Origin of the sequence: Roseibium sp. (assembly GCF_965229775.1) — a bacterium.
Taxonomy (GTDB): Bacteria; Pseudomonadota; Alphaproteobacteria; order Rhizobiales; family Stappiaceae; genus Roseibium.
The window spans coordinates 1,607,533-1,626,764 of sequence record NZ_OZ245929.1; the positions used below are offsets into that span (position 1 = coordinate 1,607,533).

Annotated in this window: 18 protein-coding genes; 3 read left to right on the top strand and 15 right to left on the bottom strand. The window is 60.9% G+C overall.

Translation table 11 applies throughout. From position 1 onward, the window contains the following. Positions 1–62: 62 nt before the first annotated feature. Both ACO07N_RS07240 and ACO07N_RS07245 read left to right on the top strand, forming a co-directional pair. Positions 63–653 (top strand): LysE family translocator, encoded by a 591-nt coding sequence (locus ACO07N_RS07240; RefSeq protein WP_421980375.1) that lies wholly within the window; start codon positions 63–65, stop codon positions 651–653. Between the two features lie 202 nt (positions 654–855). Further along, positions 856–2,418, top strand: a complete 1,563-nt coding sequence (locus ACO07N_RS07245; protein WP_421980376.1) for a caspase family protein — start codon at positions 856–858, stop codon at positions 2,416–2,418. A gap of 107 nt (positions 2,419–2,525) precedes the next feature. Here ACO07N_RS07245 and ACO07N_RS07250 read toward each other — a convergent pair whose 3' ends face one another. The 6 genes from ACO07N_RS07250 to argH all read right to left on the bottom strand — a co-directional run bounded on the left by ACO07N_RS07250 (position 2,526) and on the right by argH (position 11,398). Continuing rightward, a complete protein-coding gene (locus ACO07N_RS07250; protein ID WP_421980377.1) occupies positions 2,526–3,146 on the bottom strand; it encodes a hypothetical protein in 621 nt (206 codons plus the stop codon). A gap of 79 nt (positions 3,147–3,225) precedes the next feature. Further along, positions 3,226–5,118: a CHASE2 domain-containing protein gene (locus tag ACO07N_RS07255; RefSeq protein ID WP_421980378.1), complete on the bottom strand. Its 1,893-nt coding sequence runs from the start codon at positions 5,116–5,118 to the stop codon at positions 3,226–3,228. Positions 5,119–5,301: 183 nt separating this feature from the next. Then, entirely contained in the window at positions 5,302–7,899 is a 2,598-nt protein-coding gene (locus ACO07N_RS07260) for a TIGR02302 family protein (protein ID WP_421980379.1), read from the bottom strand. 135 nt (positions 7,900–8,034) lie between these two features. Next, the gene (gene lysA / locus ACO07N_RS07265) at positions 8,035–9,309 is read right to left on the bottom strand and encodes a diaminopimelate decarboxylase (RefSeq protein ID WP_421980380.1); all 1,275 of its coding nucleotides are present in this window, start codon (positions 9,307–9,309) and stop codon (positions 8,035–8,037) included. 71 nt (positions 9,310–9,380) lie between these two features. Next, the gene (gene lptM / locus ACO07N_RS07270; protein WP_421980381.1) at positions 9,381–9,599 is read right to left on the bottom strand and encodes an LPS translocon maturation chaperone LptM; all 219 of its coding nucleotides are present in this window, start codon (positions 9,597–9,599) and stop codon (positions 9,381–9,383) included. Between the two features lie 413 nt (positions 9,600–10,012). Continuing rightward, positions 10,013–11,398, bottom strand: coding sequence for an argininosuccinate lyase (argH, locus tag ACO07N_RS07275; RefSeq protein ID WP_421980382.1), 1,386 nt, complete (start codon positions 11,396–11,398; stop codon positions 10,013–10,015). A gap of 42 nt (positions 11,399–11,440) precedes the next feature. Here argH and tlpA point away from each other — a divergent pair, with 42 nt between their 5' ends. Next, a complete protein-coding gene (tlpA, locus tag ACO07N_RS07280) occupies positions 11,441–12,103 on the top strand; it encodes a thiol:disulfide interchange protein TlpA (RefSeq protein WP_421980383.1) in 663 nt (220 codons plus the stop codon). A gap of 54 nt (positions 12,104–12,157) precedes the next feature. Here the strand turns inward: tlpA and ACO07N_RS07285 are convergent, their stop codons facing one another. The 9 genes from ACO07N_RS07285 to ACO07N_RS07325 all read right to left on the bottom strand — a co-directional run bounded on the left by ACO07N_RS07285 (position 12,158) and on the right by ACO07N_RS07325 (position 19,213). After that, positions 12,158–12,364 carry a hypothetical protein gene (locus ACO07N_RS07285; protein ID WP_421980384.1) on the bottom strand — a complete coding sequence of 69 codons (207 nt, stop codon included), beginning with the start codon at positions 12,362–12,364 and terminating at the stop codon, positions 12,158–12,160. Positions 12,365–12,392: 28 nt separating this feature from the next. Next, positions 12,393–12,653, bottom strand: a complete 261-nt coding sequence (locus tag ACO07N_RS07290) for a hypothetical protein (RefSeq protein ID WP_421980385.1) — start codon at positions 12,651–12,653, stop codon at positions 12,393–12,395. Positions 12,654–12,955: 302 nt separating this feature from the next. Next, positions 12,956–13,159, bottom strand: coding sequence for a hypothetical protein (locus tag ACO07N_RS07295; RefSeq protein WP_421980386.1), 204 nt, complete (start codon positions 13,157–13,159; stop codon positions 12,956–12,958). 109 nt (positions 13,160–13,268) lie between these two features. Next, complete coding sequence (locus tag ACO07N_RS07300; RefSeq protein WP_421980387.1) at positions 13,269–14,759, bottom strand: class I adenylate-forming enzyme family protein; 1,491 nt, start codon at positions 14,757–14,759, stop codon at positions 13,269–13,271. 5 nt (positions 14,760–14,764) lie between these two features. Then, positions 14,765–15,646 carry a 3-hydroxybutyryl-CoA dehydrogenase gene (locus tag ACO07N_RS07305; RefSeq protein ID WP_421980388.1) on the bottom strand — a complete coding sequence of 294 codons (882 nt, stop codon included), beginning with the start codon at positions 15,644–15,646 and terminating at the stop codon, positions 14,765–14,767. A gap of 136 nt (positions 15,647–15,782) precedes the next feature. Beyond that, positions 15,783–16,715, bottom strand: coding sequence for an electron transfer flavoprotein subunit alpha/FixB family protein (locus tag ACO07N_RS07310; RefSeq protein ID WP_421980389.1), 933 nt, complete (start codon positions 16,713–16,715; stop codon positions 15,783–15,785). Positions 16,716–16,739: 24 nt separating this feature from the next. Beyond that, positions 16,740–17,489 (bottom strand): electron transfer flavoprotein subunit beta/FixA family protein, encoded by a 750-nt coding sequence (locus ACO07N_RS07315; protein WP_421980390.1) that lies wholly within the window; start codon positions 17,487–17,489, stop codon positions 16,740–16,742. Between the two features lie 279 nt (positions 17,490–17,768). Continuing rightward, complete coding sequence (locus ACO07N_RS07320; protein ID WP_421980391.1) at positions 17,769–18,473, bottom strand: hypothetical protein; 705 nt, start codon at positions 18,471–18,473, stop codon at positions 17,769–17,771. Beyond that, positions 18,470–19,213 carry an RNA polymerase sigma factor gene (locus ACO07N_RS07325; protein ID WP_421980392.1) on the bottom strand — a complete coding sequence of 248 codons (744 nt, stop codon included), beginning with the start codon at positions 19,211–19,213 and terminating at the stop codon, positions 18,470–18,472. Before ACO07N_RS07325 ends, ACO07N_RS07320 begins: the two co-directional genes overlap by 4 nt. Between the last annotated feature and the right edge of the window lie 19 nt (positions 19,214–19,232).

A 19,232-nucleotide genomic window follows, 5' to 3' on the forward strand; every position in this document is an offset into this window, starting at 1 on the left:
TTGCAAATAGCGGTTGCCACGCGTTGATTGACGCGCTCGGCCGCATCTTCTAACACGCAGGCATGATCATTTTCGCGCTTGCGGTTTTTGCTCTCATCATCACACCCGGACCCGGCGTCCTGTCGGTGGCGGGCGTCGGTTCGGCCTTCGGCTTTGCCCCGGGCGCGCGCTATATCGGCGGATTGTTCGTCGGCACCAATCTGGTTGCGCTCGCGGTCGTGTCCGGCATGGCGGCGGTCATCCTCGCGAATGAGAACATCCGGGCCGTTCTCATGGTCGCGTCGATGGGATACCTGATCTATCTCGCCTACAAGATCGCGTTTGCAGGTTCGCGCATCGGCTTCAGCGAAGCGAAAAAGGCACCCGGCTTCTGGTCCGGCATCATTCTTCAAGCAGTGAATCCGAAGGCCTATGCGGTGAACACGTATTTCTTGACCGGGTTCCCATTCTGGCCAGAGAGCCTGTTTGTCGAACTGGTCCTGAAGTTCCTCATCATGAACATGATCTGGTTGCCGATCCATTTCATCTGGCTTTATGCGGGTATCGCGTTGCATCGTCTCGATCTGGACCCGCGCGTGCAGCGCCGCATAAACCTCGCGATGGCCGCGTCGCTCCTGGCCGCTGTCGCCCTGGCGTTTCTCGCGCAATCCTGATCCCGGTTGAAGCCGGCCATTGCGTAACATTCCTGGTCGGAACTGCGCGTTTCTGCGTCATCTTGAGGTGTTTCGGCCTCTTGTTATAGACTTCCCGAGGTGCAGGCGATCGCCCGGCATCCGGCGCTCCCGCGATCGATACGGGACCGGGAAGACCGGAAGAGGGCGGTTCGCGGACATGCACTAGTGACTGGGTGGGGTGATGCGTCGCGTTCTTCTGGGACTGTTCGTGTTGATGTTCCTGGCAACGGCCAAGGGTCTTGCCGCGGAAAAACGCGTTGCCCTGGTGATCGGCAACGCGACCTACGAACATGCCGGAGAGCTGGCCAATCCCCTGAACGATGCCGACGATATTGCCGGAAAACTCGAGACCCTCGGCTTCGAGGTCGTGAAGGGGACGGATCTGGACTTTACCGGCATGCGGCGCACGGTCCGGGATTTCGTGAACTCTCTGAAGGACGCGGATATCGCGCTTTTCTACTACGCCGGACACGGACTCCAGGTTCGGGGCAGGAATTACCTGGTCCCCGTCGACGCCCAGCTGCGCTCGGAAAACGATATCGATTTCGAAGCAATGCCGATTTCGCTGGTCATGTCCGCAATGGAGCGCTTGAGCAAGACCAACCTGATTTTCCTGGATGCCTGTAGGAACAACCCGCTGGCCCGCAACCTCGCCCGCTCGATGGGAACCCGGTCCGCCTCCGTCGGCAACGGCTTGGCCCGGATCGGCTCCGGGGTCGGTACACTTGTTTCCTTTTCAACCCAGCCGGGAAATGTCGCCCTGGACGGTGAAGGCCGCAACAGCCCGTTCACGGCGGCCCTCGTCGAGCATCTCGGGCATCCCGGAGAGGATATTTCGCAGAGCCTGGTGCGGGTCCGCGTCGATGTTCTTCAGGCAACGGGCGGCCAACAGATCCCCTGGGAAAACTCCTCCTTGACCGGAAAAGTCATCCTGAAGCAGGAAGAGACACAGGCGAGCGCAGAAACACCCGATCTTCAGATCGAACTGGCCTACTGGACCTCCATCAAGGACGCGACCGACGAGGATTATTTCGAGAGCTATCTGGCGCAATATCCGAACGGAAAATTTGCAGCAATCGCGCGTCTGAAACTGCAGGATCTGAAACGTTCCGGAACGAAGGCGAAAGAGCCTGCCGAAACACCGCAATCTGGAGACAGCACAAAGACCGAAGACCTTCAGGTCTCGGCGCTCCAGCGGCCCGAAGAAGCCCGTCGGGAACAGGCGCTGCCCGAACCAGGTAACGACAAAGCCCTCGTCCGGTCCCTGCAGGCCGAACTCAACCGTCTTGGCTGCAAGGCCGGAACGGCCGATGGTGTCTGGGGCCGCAAAAGCAGGCAAGCGCTGGAAAACTATGCCCGGCATTCGGGCCGCAACGTCGCGGCACTGGATGTGTCACCGGATCTTCTGGAGCGGCTCAAACGCGATCCGTCGCGCGTTTGCCCGGCTGCCAACGGACCAGGTCTGAACGGCACCTGGTTGCTTGTCAGAACCGCCAGGGCTTCATGTGGTTGGAAGAGCATGCGGTCACCTCTGCGGATACAGAACGGTGTGATCAGCGGCGGCAGTTCCTGGAAAGGCACGATCAGCGAATCCGGCCGCATCAGTCTCAAGCATTACTTTTTCTACGAGGGCACGAACCAGAGCAACACCCTGACCGGGACCATGGGTGAGGATGGCGGCAGCGGGACGTTTCGGCACGATCAGGGCAGCTGCCACGGCCGGTTCACGCTCACGCGTCCTTGATTGCGCTCCCGGGATTGCACACCCGGAACCTTCCCATTGTTACGAGAACCGCTTGCGAGGCCGCCGGAGATGCCCAGGCTGCCTCAAACCCGATTTGGCTGAGAACATCATTGCGGCAGATCCTCGGGTTTGAAGCCAGCCGACCGCAACAGATCGCCAAAGCCCGTCTCATCCCTCACCCGCACCCGTCCCGAAGGCTCGTTATCCGTCAGGAAGCCGAGCGCGTCGAACCAGGCCCCACGGGACGCTGCATCCGCGGCGTCTTGCGCCAATCGGCCCTCGCGCCGCTCGACAAGGCCTTTCACAGGGACGAAAAGTTCACCCGTTTTTTCATCGGCGATCATGACCCTGAACTCGTAAATCTGCCCCGGCGCCAACGGCCCGCCGGACGTGGCCAGATCCAGCGCGTAGAGGCCGGGGCCGAGATCTCCGCGCATTGTCCTTTCGGCAACGGGATCGCCGCCGCTCAGCGGCACGAGTTCGGCACGCATGACCCCCTGTTTCGGAGCGTTGAGTGACCACAGCAGCGCTGGAGAGGCCGCGAGGCTGACCCCGCCGCCTTCCGGTATCAGGATCTGGACAACCCCGGGCGCCGAGAGGATTTCCCGGGTTCCGGCCCCGATCCTGTCCGCAGGCGCACCGGCCGCAGGCGGCACGAAGACAATCTTTGTGGCAGGCAGGTCCTGATCCGGGGCACCGGTCGTCCAGAGGAACACAAGCGCACCCAAGCTCCCCACTGCTGTCGCAGCGAGCATCAATAAGAGGGTGCGCAAAACGCTTCTCACGGATATGCCCTGACGAACATGTCTATAATAGCCCCTTTATCAGCAGGATCCGGTGTTTTCTCCGCCCGTCGTCGTGCAACAACTCTCCAGCCGGTTCGAGCGCGGCAAAGCCATCCAGGAGCTCCGCAAATTCTTCCGAACAGCAGATCGTCACGCTCTCGCCGGCCCGGTCATTGACCGTCTTCCCGAAACTCTCGATCCGGGCGGCGGTATTCACCGTGTTTCCGATAAGATTGTATTTCATTGCGTGCGTTCCGCCAATCGCGCCGCCAAAGACCTCTCCGCAATGCAGGCCGATACGCAGGTGGTAAGGCCAGCTTGTTTTGCCTTGCGCATTCAGGCGGTTAATCGTGTCGCGCATCGCCAGCGCGCAACCGCAAGCGGCACGGGCATCGGCCCGTTCCGGGCAATCGACCTGGTTGGGCAGAGGCGCGCCGAACGCCACCAGAATGCCGTCTCCGGTATATTTCTCCACAAATCCGCGGTGATCTGCCGCATCTGCTCCCAGAGCGTCGAGTACCGTGCTCATCCAGTCCATGAAGTCCTCGGGCTCAGCCCCACCGCTCACGCGGGTCGACCCTGCGATATCCGCATAAAGCAGACTGACGGTCAGCCGGCGTGGAACGGGCTTCCCGCCAATCAGGATCTGCTCCCGCTGCAACCAGATTTCCTGCGAAAGTTCCGGTGACAGCTGGCTTTGAAACAGCTTTGACAGCGTGGTTCGCTGACGGCGCGCCACGATCGCGACGATTGAGAAGCACATCAGGAACGAAACCAGCCAGGCAAGCACGACAGGCACGGCGGGCAGCCAGGTTCCCAGGCTCAAGGCGCCCGACATCAGGATCAGAACCGACAGCGCACCGCCCAGACTTAGTGCGAAGGTCAGGGCGGCATTGCGCAGGAACAGGGCTATCGCAGCACCGATCAGGGCCGCGACGGCGACAAACAGGCTTTGAAGCGGTTTCGGAACATCCCTCAGCGGCTGCAAGTCTCCCGCAGCATGATCGAGAATTTGCTGAACGATCGTCGCGTGCAGTTGAAGGCCGTAGACGAACCTTGCCCCGGAGCGCCGGTTCACCGGTGTGACGAAGTGGTCCTTGATCGTGTCGCTGATCAGTCCGATCAGAACGGCCTTGCCCCGCAGCGCGCCGACCTCGATGGTTCCCTCAAGCAGATCGCGTGCGTCGACAACCGGTGACATCGGCAGCGTGTGCGGAAACCGTGTCATGACCTGGTAGCCCGTTGTATCCACCTCATCGTAGCTGCCGAACCCGGGGGTCAGGGGCGGGACAGGCATCTGGCCGAGGAGAATGACACGGTTGTCGGCCGGCGACGGCACCGGGTCCGTGCTGCCGAGCATGTTCATCGCGAGTTTCATCGCAAAGGACAGGTGCAGGGCTTCGCCATCCCTGACAAGCAGGAGGGATCGCCGCGTGACACCGTCGACATCAAGGGGCACATCGGAAAACCCGAAGGTGCCCGCCTGCTCCGACACGGACGGCGCCCGGATCAGGATGCTGCCGTCTTCCGCGAGCTTCGTGATCGTGACGACACGGCTGTCTTTCAGAACCGCATCAAGCGTTTCGGACCCGGGTTTGACCGGCCGGTCGCGGTAAATGTCAATGCCGACAGTGGCCGCATTCGCGTCAAGCGCCGCGACCGTGATCTCAGCCAGCTTGTCGTCCGAGAGCGGCCAGCCCCAGTCGCCGAGATCCGATTCATAGATCGCAACGACAACGACGTCCTCGGTCTGGCCGCTTTTGGCCAGGTAAGACGTCGTGAAATCATAGTGAGCCAGTTCGAGAGACTGCAGCAAACCCGCATGACGGAGCAAAATCACAGCGAGAAACACGAAGGCGGACACTGCAAGCCACAGCGCGATCGACATGTTTCGCGACAGAATCCACCCCGGCATATTCATCCCTGGTCAGCGTGTTTCCAGGGATCATATCCCGAGTCCGGATAAAAGCCACTGCCGCTGCATACAGGTACGAAAAGCGCCGATCGCTGACGCCCGATGCCTGATGCATCATTGTTTGTCTGTCGTGGAGAACGCCGCGATCCGGCCCGCCGCGCAAGGTGCCGGCTCACAGGTCGATCAATACCGCTTCAGAAGCCGTTCCAGATAGTCCAGTTCCAGTTGCGGCCGGGATGGGTCGGAGAAGCGCCTGCGCAATTCCTCCAGGATGCGGCGCGCCCGCTGCACGTCGATTTCATCCGGGATCTGGACGCGGTTGTTGAAATCAGGCCCTTCGGTGCGCCGCGGCCGTCCGAGCGGATCCTCGTCGAGCGGTGAGGGCCCGTTGGGGTTTCCGGCGCCTTCGCCCTGTCCCATCATCTGCTCGGTCATGCTCTGGGCACCGCGCCGCAGCGCATCCAGCGCATCGCCCTGTTGACCGAGAGCCTGCTGGCCCTGTCCCTGTCCGAGGGATTGCTGGGCATCCCCCATGGATTCGCCTGCCTGGCCGAGCGCCTCGTTCTGGCCCATGCCGTTTTGTCCGAGCTGGTCCATCAGCTGCTGCAACTGCTGCGCCAGGTCACCCTGGCCCTGCTGCAGCTGCTGAAGCATCTGTTCGAGCTGCTCCTGGGTCAGTTGCTGTCCCTGGCCCTGTTGCCCTTGTTGCTGCTGGCCCTGCTGCTGATTGCCGCGCTGACGCTGCTGGTCCTGGTTGAACCGGTGGGTTTCATCCATCAGTTGCTGCTGTTGCTGGATCATCTCACCAAGCTGGTTGAGCATCTCCATCATTTCGCTGTTCATGCCTTCCGGCATCATCTGCGGCCTGCCGGCCTGGAGATTTTCCAGCATTTGCTGCATCTGAGCCAGAAGCTCGCGCGCGGCATCGCGCGACCCCGTCCGGGCAAGTTCCTCGATCCGGTCCAGCATCTCGCTCAGATCCTGCTGATTGAGCGTTTGCTGGTTTCCGTCGAACGGCTGCATCGCCTGCGGGTTCTGGCGCATCTGTTCCGCCAGCGCCTGCATGTATTCGTTCAGTGCCTCGCGCAGCTCCTGCGTCAGCCTGGCGATTTCCTCGTCGCTCGCACCTTCTTCCAGGGCCTTGCGCAAGGCTTCCTGGGCATCTCTAAGTTTCCGTTCGGCTGCGGACAGGTCGCCATCCTCGATCGACAGCGCCAGATCCCATAGAAGCGGCAGCATCGCCTTCAGGTCTTCATCGGTTTCCGCGCTTGTCAGCTCGCCATAGGCAAACCGCATGCCCAGATAGTTGCGCGCCCTGAAATCGAACAGTTCGGGCGCAAGCATCAGGGCGTCCATGGCCGTGATCACCTGCGCGTGGTTCTGCGCGTCGAGGGCAAGGTTGCGGCGCTGTTCGACGATCGCCCGCGCCAGCGGCTTGGCGAAACGGCGTTGCGGCAGCGTGATGCGGTAAGGCGGTGACAGGCCTTCCTGCGAGGCCTGGTCGCGGGCAAGGAGGGTGAGGTCGACTTCGGACCCCGCCCAGGGGTGCGAGGTCAGATCGCGGATGGTCTCGGCCGTTTTGGCCGTTCCGGAACGCGGCGGCAGGGACAGCGGAAACTGGGGCGCCTCGACGAGCGGGCGCGGAACCCGGTCCTGATGATCAGGATTGGGTAGGGGCGTAATCCGCGCTTCGGCGGCGACGACGCCATAGTCGTCATTCACGAGATAGGAGAACTTGAGCGCGCCGCTCAGCTGCGCTTCAGGGTCATCGGTCAGACGGATTTCAGGCGCATCGTCCGGCTTGACCGCAAACACGAACCTCAGGAAGGGCTCCTCGGGTGCGTCCGTGTTGGAGAGTTCGACGACCCCGGTCGTTTCAAGTGTCAGCCGCCTTTCGACGGGCAGCAGCTTGGCAAGGTCGGCGTCGGTTTCATCGCCGGGGGCCTGGTCCGGCTCGATGACGGTCGGCTCGGCGTCATCCGGGCCGGCAAAGGTCATGCTGATTTCCTGCGACCCTTGCGAGCGCACCACCAGCACCGAGCCCTCGGGCACGTTGACCGGTGCGCCGGCATCGCGCAGCTGCGCACTCTCGCCGGTAAGGTAAACGGGCGGCTCGCTCGTATAGATCGGCGGCGTGACCCAGGCATCCAGACGGCTCGGTGGTTCGACGGTCTTGAACGGGTTCTGGAATGCGGATGTCAGGCGGCCCATATGGTCGCCCTTGGCAGCGGCAAATCCGATCACGAGCAAGCTGGCGGCCAGAACCCGCAGCGCCCAGGGGTCCCGCCGGAAAGCCTGCGGATCCGGTGCTTTCGAGCGGATCGACGCAACGGCCTCGGCGGTTCGCCGCTGGTGCAGGGCCCATATTGCCCTGCTTTCCGCGTTGTCGGAGCCAACCGAAAGATCGTCTTCGAGCGTCGTCAGCGGCCGGTGCTTGTAGCCTGAGGTTTTTTCGACACGCTGCAGCGCGTCGTCACGCGACGGCCATGTCAGGCGGAACAGGTCCTTCGACGCCCAAACCACCGCGCCGGCGAAGACCGCAATCCCGGCCAGCCCGATCCACACGGGCAACATCGTCCAAAGCCCCAGCCAGGACAAGCCGACATAAATGCCGACGACGACAAGCACGGGCAGCACCGCGCGCCACAAGAGTTCAACGAACAGGGAAACCCGGCTTTGGCCGATCAGTGTTTCAAGGCGTGACTGGATGAAGTCCCGCCAACCGGATGCCCCGGCATCTTTCGACCTGCCTGTATCCTGATCGCTCTCTATCCGGCTCAAAGGCACCTCCGGTTCGTATCCCGAAGCCGAGGCAACCGCGGTTACCGGCGTCAGGATTGGCCCACCACCCTATAAGGTGAGGCATAAGGAGCCATCCGGCAACCGGTCGGAGCAACTAATTGCGGACCGATTGCGTCACGAAGCCTTGAGCCAATCCGGCATTTGATCGAGTCCGAGCAGCTCGTCATAGGACGGACGCGGGCGCACGACCGCGAATTGATCTGCGTTTACGAGCACTTCCGGGACCAGAAGACGCGAATTATAGGTGCTGGACTGCACCGCGCCGTAGGCACCGGCGGAATAGATCGCCAGGATATCCCCAGCCTCCACTTTCGCCATGTCGCGATCCTGCGCGAGAAAATCCCCGGTTTCGCACACCGGCCCGACGATATCCGCCCTGATTCGGTCAAGATCGCCGAGATCTTCCTTCATCGGCCGTACCTCGTGATGGGCTTCATAGAGAGTTGGCCGGATCAGGTCATTCATGGCCCCATCAACAATGACGAAGGTCTTGTCGGCGCCGTCTTTCACATAGATCACGCGCGTCACCAGAATGCCGGCATTGCCGGCGATCAGCCGGCCCGGTTCGAACATGACGGTACAGTCGAGCTCACGGACGTGTTTCTTAACCACTTGTGCGTAGGCATCGGGATGCGGCGGCGGATCATTGTCGCTGACATAGGGAATGCCCAGACCGCCGCCCAGATCGACGTGATCGATCTTGTGGCCCTGACCACGAAGGTCGGATATCAGCTCTCCGAGACGCGCAAAGGCATCATCGAACGGTCCGAGTTCGGTGATCTGGGACCCGATATGCATGTCGATGCCGGTGACCTCGATGCCCGGAAGATTTGCCGCATGGGCGTAGACTTCACGGGCACGCTGCCACGGAATGCCGAACTTGTTTTCCGCCTTGCCGGTGGCGATCTTCGCATGGGTTTTCGCATCAACATCCGGGTTGATGCGCATGGAAACACGCGCGACGCGCCCCATCTCGCTCGCCACGCGGGAAAGCTGCTGCAGTTCCGGCTCCGACTCCACGTTGAAGCACAGAATATCCTCTTCCAGGGCATAGGCCTGTTCGGCCTCGGTCTTGCCGACACCGGAAAACACGATCTTGCTGGCGGGAACGTCTGCGGCCCTCGCCCGGCGCAACTCGCCTTCCGACACCACGTCCATGCCCGCACCGAGCTGTCCGAGTGTTTTCAGGACGGCCTGGTTCGAGTTCGCCTTCATCGCGTAGCAGACCAGCGACGGAATATCGTCGAAAGCGGACGCGAACACCTGGTAGTGCCGGGTCAGCGTGGCGGTCGAGTAGCAGTAAAAGGGCGTGCCGACCGCGCGCGCAATCTCCTCGATTGCGACGTCCTCGGCATGAAGCGCGCCGTTTTTGTAGTCGAAATGATGCAAGACTGCCTCGCTGAGCTGTCTGAAAACCTCGTGAAAACCGGGATGCCCCGCGGTCCTCGCTGTAGTTGGTGTCAGTTGATCAGGAAATCCAGAAAGAAGGACCTGTCGTCGGTTTCCGACTCAAGTTCCGGCGGTGCCGGCGCTGTCGCGGGATCAACCGGTTCCGACAGTGTGTTTTGCTGTTCCACCGGTGTCCCGGGAACATCCAGATCGCCCTTCCGGCCGCATGCGGCCAGGGTTGTGCTCAGGCACAGACAGACCACCGCCAGAGTTCTGATCCGGATCACCATGCGACACTTGCCCTTTTCGGAATTCACCTCGTTCGTTCTTCTCCTCGCACGGCGCGAGCCATTCGGCAAGACCATTGGCTTGAATGGGTGGTGCGCGAGGAGAGATTGCAGAGCTGCTAGAGCATTTTCCGACCAATTTGGATCATTTGACCGAGGCCCTTTTTCGCGCTGGCGAGACGGTTCGCCCGCCGTGGTGTTGCCCACCACAAGGGTGAACCAACGACGCCAGAGCGGAAAAGGGCCCGGCCAATCTTGATGTTTGTCGCTTGAATGCGTTCCACAAAGGGTGAGGATATCCAGCCCATCGGCTGCGTTGTGCCACTTGCACGATGCACCGCATCGCGCTTCGTGACCCGCCTGGCCGAGTGAACCGGATATCCGCATCAAATGATTCAAATTGGTCGGAAAATGCTCTAGTCCCTTGAAAGGTCCTTCAGCCAGCGGCGCGCCTGTTTGCGAACGTTGACCGGAGACGTGCCACCGTAACTTGTGCGGCTGCGGACCGACTTGTCCACCGACAGCACCGAGAACACTTCCGCGGTGATCTTCGGATCAACCTGCTGCATGTCCTCAAGCGGCACCTTGTGCAGCTCGACGCCCCTCTCCACCGCAAGACCGACAATGCGGCCGGTGACATGATGGGCATCGCGGAACGGCATGCCGAGCACGCGCACCAGCCAGTCGGCAAGGTCGGTCGCGGTGGAATAGCCTGATCCGGCCGCCTTCTTCATCGACTTGGTAACCGGTTCGAGATCGCGCACCATGCCGGTCATGGCGGCAAGAGCAAGCGAGACGCTCGCCAGACCGTCGAAGGCCTGTTCCTTGTCTTCCTGCATATCCTTGGAATAGGCCAGCGGCAGCCCCTTCATCATCACCAGCAGCGCCTGCAGCGACCCGTAGATGCGCCCTGTCTTGGCGCGCACGAGTTCGGCGGCATCCGGATTTTTCTTTTGCGGCATGATCGACGAGCCGGTCGAGAACTTGTCCGAGAGCTTGACGAAACCGAACTGGGCGGAACACCAGACGACGATTTCCTCGGCAAGACGCGACAGGTGCATTGCCGTCAGCGACGCCGCCGAAAGCGCCTCGATGACAAAATCCCGGTCGGACACCGCGTCCAGCGAATTGGCGGTCGGCCGGTCGAAGCCCAGCGCCTCGGCGGTCATCTTGCGGTCGATCGGAAAGGACGTTCCGGCAAGGGCGGCCGCCCCGAGCGGGCATTCGTTCATTCGCCTCCGGGCATCACGTACGCGGCCACGATCGCGGGAGAACATCTCCACATAGGCAAGCAGGTGATGCCCGAACGTGACTGGCTGTGCGGACTGCAGATGGGTAAAGCCGGGCATCACGTCGGCTGCATGCGTCTCCGCCTTAGCGGCCAGAGCCTGCATGATCTCACCGAGCTGCTGATCCAGCGTGTCGAGCGTATCGCGGACCCACAGACGGAAATCCGTTGCAACCTGATCGTTTCTGGAGCGCGCCGTATGCAGGCGTCCCGCCGCCGGGCCGATCAGTTCGGCAAGGCGCGCTTCCACATTCATGTGGATGTCTTCGAGCGCACGCGAGAACTTGAAATCGCCTTTTTCGATCTCTGACAGGATTGTGTCTAGACCCTCGACGATCTTGTCGGCATCGTCCTGCGTGACGATCTCTTTTTGAGCGAGCATGCGCACATGGGCTTTCGAGCCGTCGATGTCCTGCCTATATAGCTTCCGGTCGTAGTCGATAGAGGCATTGATCTCCTCCATGATGGCGTCCGGTCCTTCGGCGAACCGGCCGCCCCACATGCGATTGCTCATGTCCTGTCCTTTAAAGAGGCGCCCCTTGCGAGGTGTGAACGAATGAATAAGCCAACCGAACCCGTCAAGAGCCCGAAGCGCGGCGTGATCCTGGCCGGTCTCGCGGGTGCGGCAGCTGCTGTAGCGGCTCTATACGTGATCGCCGGTCCGAATGGCAACATCGCCAGTGCGCAAAGCTGCACTGCAGCCCTTTCGGCCGCCGCCGCGGCAAAGCCCCATGCAAAGGGGGAAGTGGCCGCATTCCTCCCGGCCAGCGAGCCGCTGGGGCTGAAAACGCTCGCTTTCAAGGGCCCGGACGGTGAGGACATGACCATGGAGGACTTCAAGGACAAGACAGTCCTGCTCAACCTCTGGGCCACCTGGTGCGCGCCCTGCCGCGAGGAAATGCCGGCGCTTGACCAGCTCCAGGCCGAACTCGGGGACGACAGCTTCGAGGTTGTGGCCGTGAGCCTCGACCGCGGAGGGCCGGAAAAGCCGAAGAAGTTTCTCGATGAAATCGGTGTCGAAAGCCTGACCTTCTACCAGGACAGTTCGAACGGCCTGTTGAAGGACTTGCGCAAGGTCAGCCGCGCCACCGGCCTGCCGACGACAATTCTGATCAATGAAGAGGGATGTGAAGTCGGCACGATGTACGGACCCGCCCATTGGGCGTCTGGCGAGGCAAAGACGCTGATCCGGTCAGCACTCGGGAAGGACGGCGCCTGACCGAGTGGACCGGTTTGATGCCATGAAATGGGTTTCTATCTATGAAGGTTGGTATCAGACCGTAACGTCGACAGCTTCGCCAAGACCGGGAATCTTCCGGTTTTCGCGGCGCTCTTCTTCCTGGGTTGCCTGGGCATCCTCGAGCCGGCTGGCGACCTGACGTTCCTGATCCGCCTGGTCCTTGACCGCATTGATCGCAAACTCGTTCCGGATCTTGGCAACGTCATAGGACGCCGAGGAGCTGTCTGAAACTGTCGTCATGCCTGCAGGGCCTCTTGTCTGGCGCGTGTTAGATCGAGATATCGAGCCTGTTGCCCAGTCCGTCCTCCGGACTGCGGTTCTGCGCCCGGTTTTCAAGCTTTTCCGCCTGATCGCTGAGAAACTCGGCACGGCTCGTGCTGAACTCGGCCTGTCTCTGAACGGTTTCGGCTGCCGCTTCGGACTGGCGCGCACTGAGCACCTTCACCTGCTCGGCGGTCTTCTCGATACGAGACGCGCTGAGCGACGGCTGAAATGCCTGCGTTGATGTGCTTGCGATTGCCTCAGACATCTTTGGTCCAAACACGGGGTTCAAGTTGAAGACCAGTTTGCACCATCTACCTGAATTAAAACGTAAAAATCAGGTTGTTCTTGAGGTCTTGCTCAAGATTTGCCTAAATATGCCGGAAGAATTAACTTAAAAGTTTACTATTTTGACGCCAAGTGCCTGAAACAAGGAACAGCTTTTACGCCGGGCATCTTGCAGCGCCGGACCAGGGCCCACACGCGTAGGGACGCGGCCGCACCGCTCGGGTGCAGTTTCCCGCCTGAAAACGCTGGTTCCTTTTAACGAATGGCAATGCCGGAAGGACTTCAGGCCGTCACATCGACCTGGGTGCCCAGTCCCGGGGGAGGGGCGCTCGCCGCCGTTTCGAGATTGGCAGCGCCTTCCTGCAGCAGGGCGACGAGATTTGCGTCCTGGTGCGCAGCGATCTTGAGCATCTCCGACTGCAGTGCCTGCTGCGTCTGCGCCTGAGACGTCGCGGCGTATGTGCTGGCAATGCCGACGCTGTCCATGAATGCTCTCTCTGCTGATGCCGTCAAGAACCGGAAGCCTAGCTGCACCGGCCTTAAGCCTGCGTTAACAAAGCTCTAAACGAAAACATAAGGTTTTAAGGTCAGGGCCCTAGCTGTCGGTGGTGAGTGCCTTGCGCCGGACCTTGCCTGTGCGGGTGCGCGGCAATTGCTGCAATGCCTTGTAGATCCTGGGCCGCTTGTAATCCGCAAGCGATGCGGCGGCGAAGGCAGCAAGGTCGTCTTCGTCGAACCGCTCCGGATCATGCGCGACGATGTAGGCGGCGATCAGGCGCACACCCGGCCGGACCTCCTGTTCCGCAACCGCGACTTCCTGCACATTCGGGTGCTCCAGCAGCAAACGCTCCACTTCTTCCGGGGCGACCCGGTAACCGAACGCGTTCATCAGGTCGTCGGCCCGGCCTTCATACCAGAAATAGCCATCGCCATCCCGGCGCATCCGGTCGCCGGTCACAAACCAGGGACCCTTGAAGGCCGCCCGGGTTTCCTCCGGTCTCTGCCAGTAGCCGAGCATCAGGCCCGGTTCGTCACGGTGAACACACAAGAGGCCTGTTTCGCCCGCTTTCGTCTCTGCCATGCGCGAGTCTGTTTCCTGCAGCAACGCGACCTTGCGTCCGGGCTGCGGTTTTCCGGTTGCGCCCGGTTTGACCGGGACGCCTGGTCCGCTGGACAGATATGTCGAGACTTCGCTCATCCCGAGCGCCTCGTAGAGCTCCCGCCCTGTCCGTACACGCCAGTGCCCATGAAGATCGGCCGACAGGCCCTCGCCGGCGGTAAGACCGTGGCGCAGGGCCGGAAACGCGGTCTTCGAGACGTCGCCATATTTCAGGATCCTGCGATAAAGGCTCGGAACCGCTGCAAACAGGGTTGCCCCACTGGCCTCGAGAATCCCGGGCCAGACCTCGGGTTCGCGCGGACCCCTGTAGATCACGCTTGTCGCCCCTTTGATCCAGGGATCCATCAGGCCGACGGTAAGCGTGTAACTCCAGTTGAACGCACCCGAATGAAGCAGACGGTCGGCGGCGGACAAGCCGATCCAGCCGACATGAGCCGCAAGCCGGGCGGTGGCGGAACGATGCGCGTGAAGGACACCCTTGGGTGTTCCGCTCGTCCCGGACGTGTAGATGAGAAAGGCGGGATCTTCGTCCTGCGTGACGGCGAATTCACTCGGTTCGGCCTTCTTGAGAGCATCGATCTCTGCGGGACCGGCAAGCAATCCCCCGATCGCCTCCGGGACGGCGCTCGAGCCGTCATGAAGAACAAGCGAGGCCCCGCTGTCCTTCAGAATGCCCGCAACCTCTCCTTCCGTGAGTTGATCCGAGGTCGGAACGGGAACGAATCCGCCGGCGATCGCACCGAAATACATCAGCGGGAAATCACTGCTGTGACCGATGCGCAAGAGAACCCGGTCGCCCGGTTTCAACCCGCGGGCCTTGAGCCCCGCAGCCACCGACAACACGGCGTCTCTAAGGTCACCGAATGTCCAGGTTTCCTCGATGGCGCCGCCCGGTCCGACGACCTCCAGCGCCGTCTTGGACGCATCGGCATTCGCTTGCGTCAGACAGAACTCGGCGAGATTCATGAAGTCTAGCGGGTCGGTACCGGCGTTTCCCCGCGATAGTCATAGAAGCCGCGCTGGGTCTTGCGCCCCAGCCATCCGGCCTCGACATACTTCACCAGAAGCGGGCAGGGCCGATACTTGGTGTCCGCGAGACCTTCATAGAGCACCTGCATGATGGAAAGGCAGGTATCGAGACCGATGAAGTCGGCGAGCTGCAGCGGTCCCATCGGGTGATTTGCGCCCAGCCGCATTGCCTTGTCGATCGATTCAACCGACCCGACGCCCTCGTAAAGCGTGTAGATCGCTTCGTTGATCATCGGCAGCAAAATGCGGTTGACCATGAAGGCCGGGAAATCCTCGGCCACGGCAATCTGTTTCCCGAGCCGCACACAAAACGCCTTCGAAGCTTCAAAGGTCTCGTCTTCCGTTGCAATGCCGCGAACCAGTTCGACGAGATCCATGATCGGAACCGGGTTCATGAAATGGATGCCGATAAACCGTTCCGGACGGTCCGTTGTCGCGGCAAGACGGGTAATGGAGATCGAGGACGTATTGGTTGCCAGGATCGCTTCCGGCTTCAGGATCGGACAGAGCTGCGCAAAGATCTTGCGTTTGACCTGTTCGTTCTCGATCGCGGATTCGATCACCAGATCCGCATCCGCGAGAAGGTCCAGTTCCTCGACCGCCTTGATCCGGTCGAGCGCGGCGGTCCGCTCGTCTTCCGCAATCAGCGACTTGCTGACCTGCCGAGCCATGTTGCCGTTGATCGAGGCCAGGCCCGATTCGATCCGCTCCATCGAGATGTCGCTCAAGCCAACGTCGAACCCGGCGAGCGCACATACATGCGCAATTCCGCTGCCCATCTGACCCGCGCCGATCACGCCGATTTTTTTGATTTCGACTGCCATCCTGAACTTCCGTCTGAGAGAAACACCCGGCGAACCGGTTTGCGGTTATTTTTGGCAAGTCTTGAGCCGAACAGCAAGAACCCCGGAGCGAAAACTCGCATTCGCCCCGGGGTTCGTGATCAATTTGCCGCAGGTGTTACTCGACGGCAGCCTTCAAATCCGGCAGTACGTCGAACAGATCGGCAACGAGGCCATAGTCCGCAACCTGGAAGATCGGAGCTTCCTCGTCCTTGTTGATCGCAACAATGACCTTGGAGTCCTTCATGCCCGCAAGGTGCTGGATTGCACCGGAAATTCCGCAGGCGATGTAGAGATCGGGGGCAACCACCTTGCCGGTCTGCCCGACCTGCCAGTCGTTCGGCGCATAGCCGGCGTCGACCGCGGCGCGCGACGCACCGACGGCAGCGCCCAGCGCATCGGCCACCGGCATGATGACTTCCTGGAATTTCTCTTCCGAACCGAGCGCGCGGCCCCCGGAGATGATGATCTTCGCGGATGTCAGCTCCGGACGGTCGGATTTGGAGAGTTCTTCACCCACGAATTCCGAAAGGCCCGTGCCGTCGGTCCCCGCAATGCTCTCGATCGCTGCCGATCCGCCCTCTTCCGCTGCCGCGAATGTGGACGTGCGCACTGTGATCACCTTTTTCGGATCGCCCGACTTCACGGTCTGGATCGCGTTGCCCGCATAGATCGGCCGTTCAAACGTTTCTGCGTCGATCACGGCGGTGATGTCGGAGATCTGCATCACGTCGAGAAGGGCCGCAACGCGCGGAAGCGTGTTTTTGCCGTTGGCGGTTGCCGGCGCGACGATCGCGTCATAGCCACCGGCCATGCCGACAATCAGGTCTGCTGTCGGCTCTGCGAGCTGATGCTCCAGTGCGTCGCTTTCGGCCACCAGGACCTTGGCGGCACCGGAAAGCTTGGCAGCTTCCTCGGCAACGCCCTGTACGCCTTTGCCGGCCACCAGGATATGCACATCCGATCCGAGCGCCGCTGCCGCGGTGAGGGCTTTGGCTGTTGCGTCGTTCAGTGCGCCACCGGCATGTTCTGCCACAAGAAGTGTTGTCATGAGTTTGTCCTCCTGCAGCGCGTCCTAAAGGACACCGGCTTCGTTTTTCAGTTTGTCGACGAGTTCGCTCACCGATGCGACCTTGATGCCCGCCTCGCGGCCGGCCGGCTCGGTGGTGGTCACGACGGTCAGCCGCGGCGTGATGTCCACGCCGAAATCTTCCGGTGTTTTCTCGTCGATCGGCTTTTTCTTGGCTTTCATGATGTTCGGCAGGGACGCATAGCGCGGCTCGTTGAGGCGCAGGTCCGTGGTCACGATCGCCGGCAGCTTCAGCTTGACCGTCTGCAGGCCGCCATCGACCTCACGCGTGACGTCGGCGGTTCCCTCGCCAAGATCGATATTGGAAGCGAAGGTGCCCTGGCTCCAGCCGAGCAACGCGGCAAGCATCTGGCCGGTCTGGTTGCAGTCATCGTCAATCGCCTGTTTTCCGACAATGACGAGGCCCGGCTCTTCCGCCTCGACGATCGCCTTCAGAATCTTGGCGACCGCAAGCGGTTCCGTGGTTTCGTCCGTCTTCACCAGGATGCCGCGATCGGCACCCATGGCAAGCCCCGTGCGGAGCGTTTCGGTGGCCTGCTGCGGTCCGACCGACACCACGATGACCTCGGTCGCCTTGCCTGCTTCCCTCAGACGAAGGGCTTCTTCAACGGAGATTTCGTCGAACGGGTTCATGGACATCTTGACGTTGGCAAGATCGACACCCGAACCGTCCGGTTTGACACGAACCTTAACATTGTAGTCGATGACCCGCTTCACGGGCACGAGGATTTTCATTTGCTCTCAACCTCTTTCAGGGCGGTTTTCACCGCTCCGCATTGCAAGGCCCGTCCGCCGATGTAACTCGAGGTCACAAACGGCGGAAACAAGCCAATCGTGGCGCATGGCGCGGGACGGTACTTACCAGCAGGTCGGCTGTCAATTGCGCTATAGGGCGCAAGGCCGAAAATTGCCGGGCTTGGAAAAACATGCGTCGTAATGATGATAGTTCGGACCGAAAAAAGGCGGCGGACGCACAGCCCACCGCCGTCATAATGCTGCCTGCCGCAAAAAGCGCTAGATGCCGGTATCGTCCCGCTGCGGCGTGAACTTGTCGGAAACCGGTTCTGCAAACACCGTTGTCCAGGTGCCGTTTTCATCCCGGCACGCCGTTCCCTGGATCGTCAGGTCGCGTCCACTGAACGTCGTCTGCCTGACATATTCACGGCACCAGTGACCGCTCTTGCTCTTATAGGTTTTGATCGGTGTCAGAACGTCCGTCCAGGACCCTTCCTGGCCGATATAGACCGGCTCGCCGCTGACCCGCGTTTCCAGGGCTTCCTGAACGGTTTGCGCCAGCAGGACGCGCTCCGTTTCCATGTGGGCCGCGAGCGATGCAACGGCATCATCCATGCGGGACTGCATCCAGAAGGCCGTGAACATAAACGTTCCGGCGACCAGCACCACGGCTGCGGCAACCTGCACCATCGGGCTTGACCAGAAAGGCTGCGCGCGTGCAAGCGGAACGCCATCCCGCTTGTCGAATTCGCTATCTATGACGCTCTGAAACCGCATCATCGCCTGGTCGGGCACGGGCGCAAACACCGCGCTCTGAAGCAGCGCATTGTCCGCCGCCATGTTGTGAAGAAGTTGATCGGCGTCTTCGACATTCGAGATGGCGTCCTTGAGCGCGGCGGCTTCCGCCTCGCTCAGCTCACCATCCAGAAGTTTGCCGATGTCTTCCGCCAGCAAAATCTGCTCGCGTTTCCTGTCAAATGTCATGACATACCCCCTGGCATGCTGCGCAGCGTCACCCCCGGCGCAGTATCCTTGGCCTCAAGAAATTCCCTGAGTTTCAGGCGCGCGCGGGCCAGCCGGCTCGTGACCGTTCCGATCGGAACCCCGAGCTCCTCCGCAACGTCCTTGTAGCTTTGCCCCTCGATTGCGATCTTCAAGAGAACCTCGCGATTGTCCGCATCCAGCTGTCCGATAAAGGACTGAACCTTCTGCAATTCCAGACTGCTCGCGGCAGCCTTGGCGCCGTCGTAGCTGTCTTCGAAATCCATCATCGCCAGATCGAACAGCCGCGCCCGATTGGCACCATCCCTCACAGAATTAAAGTAAAGGTTTTGCAATATTCTGAACATCCAGCTATCGAGACGCGTTGCGGGATCGAACTGATCCAGAGAGCGGATCGCACGTTCGCAGGTCGTCTGGACCAGATCGTCGGCCTGGTCCGGATTCCGGCATAGTCGCAGCGCAAAACTCCTCAACTTGGGGAGCAAACGGATCATCTCCGTTTTCAATGCTTCGTCAGACAAGAAGTTCTCCGCAAAACCGCTCTCAAGGGGACAACACGCGAACCCGCCTTTCAATCCCCACTTTTTTTGAATTATGTTGCGGAAGAAGAAAGGCCACCACGTGTTATGGGTGCGAGGGGAAAAAGTCCATTCCCGAATTTTGTCATCATAGCAAACCGCCGAAGAGCTGAAACCGAATGAAACGCACTCGCCAGAATTCATTGCAAGACCGCCTCTCTGC